The 12,586-nt window shown below is 71.3% G+C and carries 16 protein-coding genes; 5 read left to right on the forward strand and 11 right to left on the reverse strand.

What is annotated here, in order from left to right:
- Nucleotides 1-49: 49 nt before the first annotated feature.
- A complete protein-coding gene (locus ACIP8W_RS06280; protein WP_401946897.1) occupies nt 50-610 on the forward strand; it encodes a PPA1309 family protein in 561 nt (186 codons plus the stop codon).
- A gap of 111 nt (nt 611-721) precedes the next feature.
- Here the strand turns inward: ACIP8W_RS06280 and ACIP8W_RS06285 are convergent, their stop codons facing one another.
- The 4 genes from ACIP8W_RS06285 to ACIP8W_RS06300 all read right to left on the reverse strand — a co-directional run bounded on the left by ACIP8W_RS06285 (nt 722) and on the right by ACIP8W_RS06300 (nt 3,882).
- Complete coding sequence (locus ACIP8W_RS06285) at nt 722-1,810, reverse strand: PDZ domain-containing protein (protein ID WP_401946899.1); 1,089 nt, start codon at nt 1,808-1,810, stop codon at nt 722-724.
- Nucleotides 1,811-1,868: 58 nt separating this feature from the next.
- Nucleotides 1,869-2,057 (reverse strand): hypothetical protein, encoded by a 189-nt coding sequence (locus ACIP8W_RS06290; protein ID WP_401946901.1) that lies wholly within the window; start codon nt 2,055-2,057, stop codon nt 1,869-1,871.
- A 203-nt stretch (nt 2,058-2,260) separates the two neighbouring features.
- On the reverse strand, nt 2,261-2,716 hold the full coding sequence (locus tag ACIP8W_RS06295) for a molybdenum cofactor biosynthesis protein MoaE (RefSeq protein ID WP_401946902.1): 456 nt from the start codon (nt 2,714-2,716) through the stop codon (nt 2,261-2,263).
- 53 nt (nt 2,717-2,769) lie between these two features.
- Entirely contained in the window at nt 2,770-3,882 is a 1,113-nt protein-coding gene (locus ACIP8W_RS06300) for an SDR family oxidoreductase (protein ID WP_401946904.1), read from the reverse strand.
- 305 nt (nt 3,883-4,187) lie between these two features.
- On the opposite strand from ACIP8W_RS06300, the gene ACIP8W_RS06305 reads away from it, so the two are divergent.
- Both ACIP8W_RS06305 and ACIP8W_RS06310 read left to right on the forward strand, forming a co-directional pair.
- The gene (locus ACIP8W_RS06305; protein WP_401946906.1) at nt 4,188-5,633 is read left to right on the forward strand and encodes a zinc-dependent metalloprotease; all 1,446 of its coding nucleotides are present in this window, start codon (nt 4,188-4,190) and stop codon (nt 5,631-5,633) included.
- Nucleotides 5,630-6,175, forward strand: a complete 546-nt coding sequence (locus tag ACIP8W_RS06310) for an NUDIX hydrolase (RefSeq protein ID WP_401946909.1) — start codon at nt 5,630-5,632, stop codon at nt 6,173-6,175. Before ACIP8W_RS06305 ends, ACIP8W_RS06310 begins: the two co-directional genes overlap by 4 nt.
- Nucleotides 6,176-6,248: 73 nt before the next feature.
- Here the strand turns inward: ACIP8W_RS06310 and ACIP8W_RS06315 are convergent, their stop codons facing one another.
- From ACIP8W_RS06315 to ACIP8W_RS06330, 4 genes are all read right to left on the reverse strand, one after another.
- The gene (locus tag ACIP8W_RS06315) at nt 6,249-6,779 is read right to left on the reverse strand and encodes an AIM24 family protein (RefSeq protein ID WP_402202266.1); all 531 of its coding nucleotides are present in this window, start codon (nt 6,777-6,779) and stop codon (nt 6,249-6,251) included.
- Complete coding sequence (locus ACIP8W_RS06320; protein WP_401947432.1) at nt 6,677-7,333, reverse strand: TerD family protein; 657 nt, start codon at nt 7,331-7,333, stop codon at nt 6,677-6,679. Before ACIP8W_RS06320 ends, ACIP8W_RS06315 begins: the two co-directional genes overlap by 103 nt.
- Nucleotides 7,261-7,677 carry a TerD family protein gene (locus tag ACIP8W_RS06325; protein ID WP_401946913.1) on the reverse strand — a complete coding sequence of 139 codons (417 nt, stop codon included), beginning with the start codon at nt 7,675-7,677 and terminating at the stop codon, nt 7,261-7,263. Before ACIP8W_RS06325 ends, ACIP8W_RS06320 begins: the two co-directional genes overlap by 73 nt.
- Nucleotides 7,678-7,793: 116 nt before the next feature.
- Nucleotides 7,794-8,387: a M48 family metallopeptidase gene (locus ACIP8W_RS06330; protein WP_402148331.1), complete on the reverse strand. Its 594-nt coding sequence runs from the start codon at nt 8,385-8,387 to the stop codon at nt 7,794-7,796.
- Nucleotides 8,388-8,553: 166 nt separating this feature from the next.
- On the opposite strand from ACIP8W_RS06330, the gene ACIP8W_RS06335 reads away from it, so the two are divergent.
- Together ACIP8W_RS06335 and ACIP8W_RS06340 are read left to right on the forward strand one after the other, a co-directional pair.
- Nucleotides 8,554-9,702, forward strand: a complete 1,149-nt coding sequence (locus tag ACIP8W_RS06335) for a ThiF family adenylyltransferase (protein WP_401946923.1) — start codon at nt 8,554-8,556, stop codon at nt 9,700-9,702.
- A gap of 57 nt (nt 9,703-9,759) precedes the next feature.
- Nucleotides 9,760-11,211 carry an ABC1 kinase family protein gene (locus ACIP8W_RS06340; RefSeq protein ID WP_402202138.1) on the forward strand — a complete coding sequence of 484 codons (1,452 nt, stop codon included), beginning with the start codon at nt 9,760-9,762 and terminating at the stop codon, nt 11,209-11,211.
- 110 nt (nt 11,212-11,321) lie between these two features.
- On the opposite strand, the gene ACIP8W_RS06345 is transcribed toward ACIP8W_RS06340, so the two are convergent.
- The 3 genes from ACIP8W_RS06345 to ACIP8W_RS06355 all read right to left on the reverse strand — a co-directional run bounded on the left by ACIP8W_RS06345 (nt 11,322) and on the right by ACIP8W_RS06355 (nt 12,529).
- Complete coding sequence (locus tag ACIP8W_RS06345; protein ID WP_401946928.1) at nt 11,322-11,648, reverse strand: hypothetical protein; 327 nt, start codon at nt 11,646-11,648, stop codon at nt 11,322-11,324.
- Entirely contained in the window at nt 11,645-12,013 is a 369-nt protein-coding gene (locus tag ACIP8W_RS06350; RefSeq protein ID WP_401946931.1) for a WhiB family transcriptional regulator, read from the reverse strand. The genes ACIP8W_RS06345 and ACIP8W_RS06350 overlap by 4 nt, the downstream gene beginning before the upstream one ends.
- 171 nt (nt 12,014-12,184) lie before the next feature.
- On the reverse strand, nt 12,185-12,529 hold the full coding sequence (locus ACIP8W_RS06355) for a hypothetical protein (RefSeq protein ID WP_401946934.1): 345 nt from the start codon (nt 12,527-12,529) through the stop codon (nt 12,185-12,187).
- Nucleotides 12,530-12,586: the final 57 nt, after the last annotated feature.

Genomic DNA, 12,586 nt, shown 5'->3' on the forward strand with positions numbered 1-12,586 from the left:
GCTTTACCTAGTTCCCGCACCCGGGTCCGAAGGAGGCAGGATATTGACCATGTCCAACCTTTCTTCCTCAGGCACACCCATGGCCGCGAGCCCGCTGACCCGCGCGGTGCTCGAAATCGACGAGTACGCGTCGGGGCTCGGCTGGGACCAGCCGGCCCGGCTCTTCGCCCTCGTCGACACCGCGCGGCTGCGCACCGACGAACCCGGTCTGGCGGCCCAGCTGGGTCTCGACGACGACGGCGGTGCCGTCGCGCCGCTCACCCCCATCGAGCAGGACGAGATCCCGGCCGGCACCCCGCTGGACGAGTTCCTCGGCACCATCGCGTGGCCCGGGGCGGTGGCGGGCTGCGCGATGACGGTGGAGCGCCTCATGCTGCCGCCGTCGGCGGAGGACTCCGTACCGGACGGGCTGAACGAGGCCGCCCTCGCCAAGTGGGTCGCCGCCCATCCGGAGCGCCAGGAGGTACGGATGACGGTGGCCGTACTGCGCGACGGCACCCGGGAGTCGGCGCTGCGGCTGCGCGAGAAGGACTCGCCCAATGAGGTCCTGACCGGTGCCGGGCTGGTCCCGGGACTGGCCGAGGCGCTCTCGGCGACCTTCGAGGCGTAACCCCTCGGTGCGGCTCCGGGCCCGACTCGTGAGCAGCGCCCCGGCGCCCCGCCGGAGCGCTGTCGCCCTCGTCGCCCGTCGGCCCCGCCGCCCGTCCTCGGATACGGCCGGTCAGCCTGTCGAACAGCTCGGCAGGCCGGCCGTGTCCCCCGCCTTGATCAGATCCAGCGATTTCCTGGCGTCGGCGAGGGTCTTCACCCGCACCAGGGTGAGCCCGCCGGGAATGTCCGACGCGGCGGCGGCGCAGTTCTGGTCCGGCGTGAGGAAGTACCGCGCCCCCGCGTCGCGGGCACCGACGAGTTTCATGTCGATACCGCCGATCGGGCCGACCTCGCCCTTGTCGTCGATCGTGCCCGTACCCGCGACGAACGCGCCGCCCGTGAGCGATCCGGGCGTGAGCTTGTCGACAATGCCGAGAGCGAACATCAGCCCGGCGCTCGGCCCGCCGACATCGGCGAGATTGATGTCGACGGTGAACGGGAACGTGTGGTCGGTGCCCGCCTGGATACCGACGATCGCACGGCCCCCGTCGGGCGACTTCTTGGTGGTGACCGTCACCTTCTCGGTGTCCGTGGGCTCCTTGCCGGCCTTCTCCGCCGCCTTCGCCTCCTTGGCGGGGACGATGGTGAAGACCACGTCCTCACCGGGCTTGTGCTTGGTCACGAGCTTCGCGACGTCCGACGGCTCCTCGACCGGCGAGCCGTCCACGGCCTTGATCACATCTCCCGCGTGCAGCGTGCCCTCGGCCGGGCTGTCCTTGATCACCGAGGAGACGATCGTGCGCGAGGCCACCGGGATGTCCAGCGACCGCAGGGCCGCGACCTTGGCGCTCTCCTGGGACTGGCTGAACTCCTCGGCGTTCTCCTGTGTGGACTGCTCTTCCGTCTTGCCGTCGGGATACAGGGTGTCGTGCGGCACCACGACGCTGTCGTGGGCCAGCCAGCCGTAGACCGCTTCGACGATATTCATGTGGTAGTCCGCGCCGGTGACCCTGACCGTCGTCATATTGAGATGACCCGAGGTCGGATACGTCTTGCGCCCCGAGATCTGGAGCACCGGCTCGCCACGGGCATCCCCGAGCGTGTTGACCGTCGGTCCGGGGCTCATCTCCGCGTACGGCACTTTGATGAGCACTCCAGCGCAGAGCAGCGCGATGAGAGCCAGGGTGGAAGCGAGCATCGTCGCGGTGCGGCGTGGCATGGAACGACAGTACGGGAAGGGTCTGTCAGCGCACCCCCGGGCCCGGTCCGGCCGGTCCTCAGACAGCGTCGGTACCCGGCGCCCCGGGGGCCGCCGCCCTCTCCATCTCCATCGCGTCACGGAACCGGGCATAGCCGTTCAGCTCGGCTATGTCTCCGGTAGTGCGGTCCCTCGCTGCCCAGCTTCCCCATATCGCGGCTCCCACGACGGCGAAAAGCGGAATCAGCAACCAGGCAAGTGCGGCCATACCGACCTCCGGCTCGAATGAGCGTATACAGGCGTATACAACTGACCGATCAGCAGATTAACCATCTGCTGAACCAACGCTGCTGGCCGCGCCACAGTTACGCAAATCGGACTAAAAAGATCAACCAATAAGCTGCCCCCTCGACGAGGCGCTACGCGCCCACCCTCCCTCCCGTCACCCGACCACCGCCCCTCGACGAGGCGCTACGCGCCCACCCACTCTTCCGTACCGTCCGAGAACTTCTGGTGTTTCCAGATCGGCACCTCCGACTTGAGGTCGTCGATCAGCCTCCGGCACGCCTCGAACGCCTCCCCCCGGTGCGCGCAGGAGACCGCCACGACGACCGCCAGATCGCCGACCGCCAGATCGCCCACCCGGTGTACGGCCGCCAGCGCGCGCACCGGGAAGTTGGCCACGACCTTCTCCGCGACCCGGCGCAGCTCCGCCTCGGCCGACGGGTGGGAGGAGTAGCCGAGGCCGTCGACATCCGCGCCGCCGTCATGGTCGCGCACCGTACCGACGAAGAGCGCCGTGCCGCCCGCCGCGTCATCGCCGACCGCGCGGAAGACCTCGTCGACACTGAGCGGGGTGTCGCGGATCGCCAGCAGCCGGATGGGGTCCCGCGGCTGCTCGTCCGGGCGGGAATGCGTGTTCGCCATGGGGTCCATCGTGCCGTACAGCACCGACAGCACGGAAGCCTTCGGGATACTGTCTACAGTCGACGCCTCGCCTTGCGCGCCCGCCGTACGAGCGCGGCCGTGCCCAGCAGCGCGACGGTGGCGCCCGCGGCGCCCGCGGCGGTGGCGTCCTTGCGGCCGAGTCTGCGGCCCGCGAGCGTATGGCGCCCCTCGACCTCCTCCAGCAGCGCGGCCAGGACCTCCTCATTGATCCAGCGGGGCCGCCAGCCCGCGTCGTGCAGCCTGCTGACGCTGACCACCCAGGGGTGCATCGTGTACGCGAGATCCCCGGCGGGCGAGGGGGTGAGGCCGATCCGGTGCAGCCGGGCCGCGGCTCCCAGGGCGACCGCCGACGGCAGCTCCATCCGGCGGATGCCGCTCAGCTCCTCGACCTCCTCCTGTTCGAGCCAGCCGTCGCAGCCGACCGCGAACTCCCCCTCGACCTTTTCGAGCGCGGCGTACTCCAGCGCGCTCACCAGGTCCTCGATATGGCAGAACTGCCAGGTGGGGCGGGAGCCCGCGACCACCAGCAGCCGGGGCGACTCGAAGTAGCGGGTCAGGGCCGTGTCCGTACCGCCGACCAGGACGGCGGGGCGTACGACCGTCACATTGAGGCCGGGGTGCGCACGGGGCGCGCGGCGGCCCAGGCGTTCGATCTCCAGCAGATCGCCGACGCCGGTGGCCTCGGCGGTCGCGCGCAGCTCGGCGTCCTCGGAGAGCGGGATGTCGTTGTCGGGGAGCGCGCCGTAGACCATGGCCGACGTACAGAGCACGACCCGGTGGACCCCGGCAGCCGCGGCCGCCGTGAGCACGGTCTGGGTACCGCGCACGTTGTACGCCGTACGGGCGGCGGCGTCGGTCTCCAGATCGAGATCGAGCGCGAGATGGACCACCACGTCCGCGCCGCGGAGCTTCTCCGCGATGGCCGGATCACGGACGTCGAGGATGTGCCACCGCGCCTCCGGGACCTCTCCTCTGCGTTCGTCGATGGCGATGACCTGCTTGATCTCGTCCGACGCGGCCAGCCGCCGGGTCAGCAGGTCTCCGACGCCGGAGGCGGCGCCGGTGACCGCGACGACGGGGCCACGGGACGGGGTCGGGGTGGAGCGGTTTCGCGCTGCGCGAACCTGCGGATCTGGGGAACTCACCGGGCGTCTCCAGCGGTTGTCTTCAATACGTACGCGAATGACGCGTACGTACCAGGTGACGTCCATCCTGCCGCAGGCCATCGGCCGACGGAGCATCGAGCCCTGAAGCCACCGGGGTGTCGGGTCCGTTCCGGTCGTCGGAAACGGGAGAACACCAGGTCGCGGGCAGGGTCCGGCTCCATCGCCGGGCGCGGTCGGCGGCCCGCGACGGCACCCTCGACCGCCCCGTGCCCCTTACGCTGGGTGGAGTGGTCGGGCAGCCGCCGCCGGCAGGAAGCCGGTGGCCCTACGAGCCGAGGAACCCCGTGAGTGACACCCCATTCGGATTCGGTCTTCCGCCGGAGGAGCCGGAGGACGGCGACGGCAAGAAGAAGAACCCCGCCGGAGGTGGCCAGGGCGGTCCCGGCAACCCCTTCGCGGGGTTCGGGCTGCCGGGCGGCCTCGGCGGCGCAGGTGGCGCCGGTGGCGCGGACAACCCCTTCGCCGCGATGTTCGGTTCGCTGAACCCCAACGACCTGGGCGCGGCCTTCCAGCAGCTGGGCCAGATGCTCAGCTACGAGGGCGGTCCCGTGAACTGGGACATGGCGAAGCAGATCGCCCGCCAGACGGTCTCCCAGGGCACCCCGGACGGTACGAAGGACGCCAGCATCGGTCCCTCCGAGCGCTCCGCCGTCGACGAGGCCGTACGGCTCGCCGACATCTGGCTGGACGGCGTGACCTCGCTGCCCTCCGGTGCGAGCACCGCCGTCGCGTGGAGCCGCGCCGAGTGGGTCGAGGCGACGCTGCCCGCGTGGCAGCAGCTCGTCGACCCGGTCGCCGAGCGGGTCGGCATCGCGATGAGCGAGGTGCTGCCCGAGGAGATGCAGTCCGTGGCGGGCCCCCTGATCGGCATGATGCGCTCCATGGGCGGCGCCATGTTCGGCCAGCAGATCGGCCAGGCCGTGGGGGTACTGGCCGGTGAGGTGGTCGGTTCGACGGACATCGGGCTGCCGCTGGGCCCTGCCAACAAGGCCGCGCTCCTTCCGCTGAACATCGAGGCGTTCAGCAAGGACCTCGGTGTGCCGAAGGACGAGATCCGGCTCTACCTGGCGCTGCGCGAGGCCGCCCACCAGCGGCTCTTCGCCCATGTCCCGTGGCTGCGGTCGCATATGTTCGGCGCGGTCGAGGGATACGCCCGGGGCATCAAGGTCGACACCAGCAAGCTGGAGGACGTGGTCGGCCAGTTCGACCCCAGCCGCCCCGAGGAGATCCAGGAAGCGCTTCAGCAGGGCATGTTCCAGCCGGAGGACACCCCGGCGCAGAAGGCCGCGCTGGCCCGCCTCGAAACGGCGCTCGCGCTGGTCGAGGGCTGGGTGGACGCGGTGGTGCACGAGGCCGCGAAGCCCCGGCTGACGGCGGCCGACGCGCTGCGCGAGACGCTGCGCAGGCGGCGCGCCTCCGGTGGCCCGGCCGAGCAGACCTTCGCCACCCTCATCGGGCTCGAACTGCGGCCCCGGCGGCTGCGGGACGCCTCCCGGCTGTGGGCCTCGCTCACGGACGCGCGGGGCGTCGACGGCCGCGACCGGCTGTGGGAGCACCCGGACATGCTGCCGACCGCTTCGGACCTGGACGACCCCGATGGTTTCGTCCACCACGAGCAGGCCGACTTCTCCGAGCTGGACAAGATGCTCGGCGAGGCGGCCCGTGGCGAGCAGGGCGACGGCGGCGGGAACGACAAGAGGGACGACAAGAGGGACGACACCGACAAGTGAGCCTGCACGACGACGCCGTTCTCGTACTGAAGGAGCTGGAGGGGCTGGAGGGCTCCGAGGACCAGTCGGAGCTGCGCAAGCTCTATCTGGACCATCTGGCCGCCCACCCCGACGGGGTGTGGAAGACGTGCGCGGCCGGGCATCTGACGGCCAGCGCCCTGGTGATCGACCCGGACCGCGGCCAGGTGTTGCTGACCCTCCACAAGAAGCTCGGCATGTGGCTCCAGATGGGCGGCCACTGCGAGCCCGGTGATGGGACACTGCTGCGGGCCGCCCTGCGGGAGGCCATGGAGGAGTCCGGGATCCTGGATCTGGTTCCGGTGCGGGAGAGTCCCGTACGGCTGGACCGGCACCCCATCCCGGCCCCCTGCCACTGGCATCTGGATGTCCAGTACGCGGTGCTGGCGCCGCCCGGGGCGGTCGAGCGGATCAGCGAGGAGTCGCTCGACCTGCGCTGGTTCCCGTACGACGAGGTGCCCGGGGTCGCGGACGAGTCGGTGGTCCGGCTGCTGGAGCAGACCCGCGCCGCGCTGGCCGGCTGAGACACGACGGCCGGAGGTCACGCGGCAGGGGCGCGCCGCCCCTGCCGTACCCTCCGAGGGCCGAGGAACCCTGTCAGCGGCTCCAGGCGTTGTTCTGGTTCTGCCCGTGGGCGCCGTGCCGGCCGACTCCGTACTGGGCGGCCGGGCCCCGGCCGATCGCCGCGCTCTGCGGGGGCGTCACCTCGCTGGGCTGGACGAGCGCGAAGCCCTGGCCGAGGAAGCTCAGCTCCCAGCCCTCCCCGGTGTCGCCGCGCCGTCGCCGTATCCCCGAGGAATGGGTCTGCGCCTGCGTCTGTACGCGCAGGGCGGTGGACCAGGCGACGACCGCGTCGGCGTCCGCGCTGACGTACTTGTCCGGCGTGACCCGCATCATCAGCGGCCGGCCCGAGGTCATCAGCGCGACCTTGCCCCGGCCCGAGGTGTTCAGCTGATACGCGTCGCCGACGATACGGCCGGCGAAGCCGGCTCCCTTGTAGCCGAAGTCGACCTTGCCCTGGCACATCACCATGCTGCCCTGGCGGGCCAGGACGGGGTTGCCCCCGATGCCGAGGTCGACCCGGACCAGCTGGCCGTTCTGCGAGGTCCAGCGCTGTCCGGTGGGCACTTCCCGGTACGGCTGGAGCGCAGCCGCGAGCCCGGCGCCGCCCGGCGGCACACACTGCGGGACCCCCTGGGGCGCGCCGGGCGGCTGCTGCCCGTACGGACCGGCGCTGTCTGCCCGTACGGGGACGGCGCGACCTGTCCGTACGGAGACGGCGCCGGTGGCGGCGGGGCGGGCGCCTGCTGCGGTACGGCGGCGGGCGGGGCCATGGGCGCCACGATCGTCTGGGCCGCGCGCACCGGCTGGGGCGCCGGGGCCGGCGGTCCGGCGGGCACGCCGAAGGCCGGGGCGGGGGCGGACGGAGGGCTGAAGGCGGGCGGGGCGAAGCCCGGGACCGGGCCGCCGGCCTGCGGCTCCGGGGCGGCGGGCGCTTCCTCGGCTACCTCGCCGCCGAAGTTCTTCAGCAGCGCGTCGAGTCCGCCGTCGAAACCCTGTCCGACGGCGGCGAACCGCCAGACATCCTTGAGGTAGAAGTCGCCGAGCATCACGGCCCGCTCGGTGGTGAACTCCGCCCCGTCGAACGCGTACCGGACGACTTCCTCGCCCCCGGCGACGATCCGGTATAGCCGGGGCCGATCTGGGACATCTGCCCGGCGCCGTCGAGGGTGGCGGTGAACGAGAGCTTGTGGATGGTCGCGGGGATACGGTCCAGCGTCACCCGGAAGGACTCGGTGTCACCCGCCTGAGCACCCAGCAGCTGCACCGATTCCTCGGGGGACTTCGACTGGTTGAAGAAGATGAAATAGCGGTCGCCGGAGAGCTGTTCGTCGGCGTCGAGGCCGAAACAGCTGATGCCGAAGGTCAACCCGGGACCGGCGATCTGCACACCTGCATACAGATCGGTCCCCGGTGTGAGATCGCCGATCCTGGCCTTGTGGCCACGCTGGAATCGCCTTGCCATGCGGAACGACCGTCCCCCGTCCCGAATGCGAACATGTCGCGTCAGGCCAACGGCTGGCTCTGACAATGGCCGAAACAGGTACAGACTCGGTACAGGACGGATGCCCGGTCACCGGCTCATCCCTCGCCGTCCCGCTCCTCTTCTTCCCGTTCCCGCTCCTCGCCGTCCACGACGGGCGGTTGCGGCAGCCGCTCGGCGGCGACCACGCCTTCGAGATAGCCGCGGGCCCTCTCCGTACGGGGATACGCCTCCAGGAGCCGCCAGAACCGCGGGCCGTGCCCCGGCACGAGCAGATGGGCCAGCTCGTGGACGAGGACATAGTCGACGACGTACTCCGGCATGCCCTGGAGACGGTGCGACAGCCGGATGCTGCCCTCGGCGGGGGTGCACGATCCCCATCGGGTGTTCTGGTTGGTGACCCAGCGGACGGAGTCGGGACGCGCCCTCCCGTCGAAGTACTGGGCGGACAGCCGCTCGGCCCGCTCCATCAGCGCGCCGTCGCCGAGGACGCGTTTGCTCTCCTGTGCGGCGAGCTTGTCCAGCATCACCGTCACCCAGCGCCGCTCCTCCGCCTCCGACATCCGGGCGGGGATGAGCACGATGGTCCGGTCGCCCTCGCGGTACGCCGAGACCGTCCGGCTGCGGCGGGCGCTTCTGCGGACCTCGACAGCGCTCGTTGCCACGCGGCGTGGAGAGGGGTCGGCGGGCACATCATGACGTTACCCGCTGGGCACAAGGGAAGTCCCGTCTCCACGAACGGATCATTAGAACGACTAATGCCCGCTCCTGTGGATAACTTTCTGCACCGTTCGCCGCCGCCCTGCATTCTGTGGAGCGGGAGACGGAGAACCGGACGAGATCGACGGGGAGGCCAATATGCATCCGATGGTGAAGCCCGCGCTGCGGCGCGCCTGGCGGGAGCGGCAGACAGTGCAGTTCGGGGTCACTCCCGCGCACGCGGTGCTGGTCGGGCCGGTCGATACGGCCACGGGCAGTTTCATGGAGCTGCTCGACGGGACGCGTGGACTGCCGCTGCTGCGGGAGGAGGCCCGCGCGATGGGGCTGCCGGACGGCCAGGCGGACGCGCTGGTGCGGCGGCTGACGGCGGCGGGGCTGATCGACGACGTGGGCGCGGGCGGTGCGGCGGCCGACGCGTTGCGGAAGCGGACGGAGACGGTCGAGCGGCTGCGCCCCGATCTCGCGTCCCTCTCCGTCGTCCATCGGGAGCCGGGGGCGGGGATGCGCCGGCTGGCGGCGCGGCGGACGATGCGGGTCCAAATCAGGGGCGCGGGGCGGGTCGGCGCGGCCGTCGCCGCGGTGCTCTCGGCCTCCGGGGTGGGGCGGGTCGACGTGCTGGACAGCGGCTGTGCGGAGGCGGGGGACGTGGCGCCGGGCGGGCTGCCCGCGCGGTCCGTCGGGGAGCGCAGGGACACAGCGGCCCGGCAGCTGGTCCGGCGGTCGGCGCCCGGCCGGGCGCCGAGTGCCTCGGAGTACGCGGAATCCTCGGGCGAGGGCGGGCCTGCGCTCTCCCTGGTGATCGTCACCCCACGGGACGGGCTGGCGGCGTACGCACCCGACGCGGCGTCGGCCGAGCCCTGGATCGCCACGGGCACCCCACATCTGTACGCGGGGGTGATCGAGGCCACGGGGCTGGTCGGGCCGCTGGTGCTGCCCGGTGGCACGGCGTGCGCGGGCTGTCTGGCGCGGGGGCGGACGGACCGCGATCCCGGGTGGCCCCGGATGCTGGCGCAGTGGCGCTCCGGGCGCGGGATGTCCTGCGTACCGGCCTGCGATCTGGGGCTGGCCACCACAGTGGCGGGACTGACAGCGGCTCATGCCCTGGCGTTCCTGGACGGGGAGCTGCCCGCCAGTACGGGGGCGCGGTGGGAGGTCTCACTGCCGCTGCTGGACTGGACTCCGGAGCGGATCGCGCCCCATCCGGAGTGCTTCTGCGGAGCCGCGGGCCGACGGGAGGGGGTGCGCGTCGCGGAGACCGAGACCGCGCACGACACAATGGTGGGGTAACCGCCGTACGCGGCTTGGCTCTCTGGGACTCGTCGCGGTTCGTCCAAGGAGGGGCTCATGTCTGATCTTCCCCGCAAGGCGGTCACCCGCACCGCGAAGCTGGCCACGCTGCCGCTGAGCTTCGCGGGCCGGGCCACCTGGGGCCTGGGCAGACGAATCGGCGGGAAGTCCGCGGAGATCGTCACCCGGGAGTTGCAGCAGCGCACCGCCGACCAGCTCTTCAAGGTCCTCGGGGAGCTGAAGGGCGGGGCGATGAAGCTCGGGCAGGCGCTGTCCGTCTTCGAGTCCGCGCTGCCGGAGGAGATCGCCGGGCCCTACCGGGCGGCGCTCACCAAGCTCCAGGAGGCGGCGCCTCCGATGCCGACCCGCACGGTTCACGCGGTGCTGGCGGAGCGGCTGGGCGAGGAGTGGCGTGAGCTGTTCCTGGAGTTCGAGGACAAGCCCTCGGCCGCCGCGTCGATCGGTCAGGTGCACCGGGCCGTCTGGCACGACGGGCGCGAGGTCGCGGTCAAGGTGCAGTACCCGGGGGCCGGGGAGGCGCTGCTGTCCGATCTGACCCAGCTGAGCCGGTTCGCCAGGCTGCTGGGGCCGCTGATCCCGGGGATGGACATCAAGCCGCTGATCACGGAGTTGCGCGACCGGGTCTCCGAGGAGCTGGACTACGCCCTGGAGGCGGAGGCGCAGCGGGAGCACGCGGCGGTGTTCGCCGGTGATCCGGGGGTGGTGGTGCCGGCCGTGGTGCACCAGGGCGAACAGGTCCTGGTGACCGAGTGGATGGACGGCGTACCGCTGGCGGAGGTGATCTCGGAGGGCACGCCCGAGCAGCGGGACCGGGCGGGGCAGTTGCTGGCGCGGTTCCTGTTCTCGGGCCCGGCGCGGACGGGTCTGCTGCACGCGGACCCGCATCCGGGGAACTTCCGGCTGCTGCCGCCCCTGGCGGGCGAGGACGACGGGAGCGGTGAGTTCCGGCTCGGGGTGCTGGACTTCGGCACGGTGGACCGGCTGCCGGGCGGGCTGCCGGACATCATCGGCAAGGCGCTGCGGATGGCGCTGGAGGGCGATGCCCAGGTGGTGTACGACCGGCTCCGCGAGGAGGGGTTCGTCAGGGACGCCATCGATCTGGACCCGGACGCGGTGCTGGAGTATCTGCTGCCGATCATCGAGCCGACGGCGGTGGAGGAGTTCACCTTCACCCGGAGCTGGATCCGTGAGCAGGCGACGCGGATCGGCGATCCGCGCTCTCCGGCGCATCAGCTGGGCAAGCAGCTGAATCTGCCGCCCGCGTATCTGCTGATCCACCGCGTCACGCTGAGCACGATCGGGGTGCTCTGCCAGCTGAACGCGACGGTACGGCTCCGGGACGAGCTGGAAGCCTGGCTGCCCGGATTCCTGCCGGCCCCGGAGCCGGACCCGGACTCCGCACTGGACCAGGCCCCATGCCGGGCGCGGGTGCCGGGGCAGGCGCTGAAGAAGGACGCGGCGGAAGCCGGGGCTGAAGCGGAGTCCTGAGTTCTGGGTTCTTGGGGCCGTGAAAGGGCGTGGGGCCGGTCCGTCGGGACCGGCCCCACGCCGTTTCGGTTGCTGGTGCTGCTGTGCCACGCCGGCCTGTTGCCGTCGTCCTACTGCATGACGGCCATGGCCAGCGCGCGGCGCGCGCGCAGCGATACGCGCTCGGCGCGGCGCTGCATCCGCCGGGCGGCGACCAGGCGCATGGCCCGGCGCTCCGCGTCGGCTTCCCGCAGCCGCTCGTTCATATGCGCGCGTGCCAGGGCTTCTGGAATGAGTTGCATCTCGCGGGTCCTGTTCTGACGCGAGTCGTTCGCGCCCATGGTGGTAACGACTGGGGTGGCGGAGCCGGAGGGCTCTCGCGGGGAAACAGAGGTCATCGGAGCCTGCTTCTGGGGATCGTGCGTAAAGGGACGGTCGATGGTGCCGACGGCTGTCATGCCGAGACCGGGTTCTTGCGCGGACGGCCACGCGGACGCTTCCGGGCGACTACCACGCCCTGGACGAACAGCTCACCGCCCCAGACACCCCACGGCTCGCGCCGCTCCTTGGCCCCGGCGAGGCATGCCTCCATCAGCGGGCAGGTGCGGCACAGCTCCTTGGCGTACTCGACGTCGGCCGGGGACTCCGCGAAGAAGACCTCCGGGTCGTAGGCACGACAGGGAACGGGTACGCCGAGGTTCTCGATGGCGTCGTCGAGCGCGGTGAGCGCGGTGAGGGGGGTCAAGGCCGAGTCCTCCGTGGGGCGGGGCGGGGCGATCGATTCGGAAGGCGGTACGGACGGGGCGTGCGCTTCGAGTTGCACGGGTGTCTTTCCTCGTCTGGTCGGTCCGGCCTGTTTGGCCGGGTGTCGGCTGGTACCGGGTGCCGTTGTCCCAGGGCCCCTTCGCTCCGGCTGTCCCGTTCGGGACAAACAGAAGGGCCGCGGATCCCGGGTGGGGTTCCGCGGCCCTGAAGGCGCCTGCCTGATTCCGAATCAGGCTGGATCACTCCAGGGTTCGAGCCCACGGAAGGCCCACATCGTGTGATGCTGCGTCTGCTTTGTTTCGGCACCGGTCGCCGCAAAGGCATAGGCCTGGGGTGCCTGTGCCGCTGCTACTCCTGCTTCCAGTGCCTTGCACGGTCGCTCATTGCGCTCCAGTCCGTCGCGCTCCCGGACAGGGAGAACGGGCAGACCCGAGGGACGGACGGCGGAAGCGCCGGACAGTCCACTGGCGATGAGCTGGGAACCGGAGAAGCCGAGGGTGCAGGCGGAGACGACCGAGGGATCGGTCATTTTGACGGTGCTGATGAAGTCGGAGCTGCGGTTGATGCTGATCACTGGAATCGCCTCCTCTCGGCGTCTCGAAGACCGGCCGAGGCCGATCGTGCGTATATG

This window comes from Streptomyces sp. NPDC088554 (assembly GCF_044752945.1).
Taxonomy (GTDB): Bacteria; Actinomycetota; Actinomycetes; order Streptomycetales; family Streptomycetaceae; genus Streptomyces.

What these genes read in the sequence shown, in the direction of transcription:
- ACIP8W_RS06280 (WP_401946897.1), top strand. Translation starts at nt 50, where the DNA reads ATGTCCAACCTTTCTTCCTCAGGCACACCCATGGCCGCGAGCCCGCTG.
- ACIP8W_RS06285 (WP_401946899.1), bottom strand. Translation starts at nt 1,810, where the DNA reads ATGCCACGCCGCACCGCGACGATGCTCGCTTCCACCCTGGCTCTCATC.
- ACIP8W_RS06290 (WP_401946901.1), bottom strand. Translation starts at nt 2,057, where the DNA reads ATGGCCGCACTTGCCTGGTTGCTGATTCCGCTTTTCGCCGTCGTGGGA.
- ACIP8W_RS06295 (WP_401946902.1), bottom strand. Translation starts at nt 2,716, where the DNA reads ATGGCGAACACGCATTCCCGCCCGGACGAGCAGCCGCGGGACCCCATC.
- ACIP8W_RS06325 (WP_401946913.1), bottom strand. Translation starts at nt 7,677, where the DNA reads ATGGCAAGGCGATTCCAGCGTGGCCACAAGGCCAGGATCGGCGATCTC.
- ACIP8W_RS06335 (WP_401946923.1), top strand. Translation starts at nt 8,554, where the DNA reads ATGCATCCGATGGTGAAGCCCGCGCTGCGGCGCGCCTGGCGGGAGCGG.
- ACIP8W_RS06340 (WP_402202138.1), top strand. Translation starts at nt 9,760, where the DNA reads ATGTCTGATCTTCCCCGCAAGGCGGTCACCCGCACCGCGAAGCTGGCC.
- ACIP8W_RS06345 (WP_401946928.1), bottom strand. Translation starts at nt 11,648, where the DNA reads ATGACAGCCGTCGGCACCATCGACCGTCCCTTTACGCACGATCCCCAG.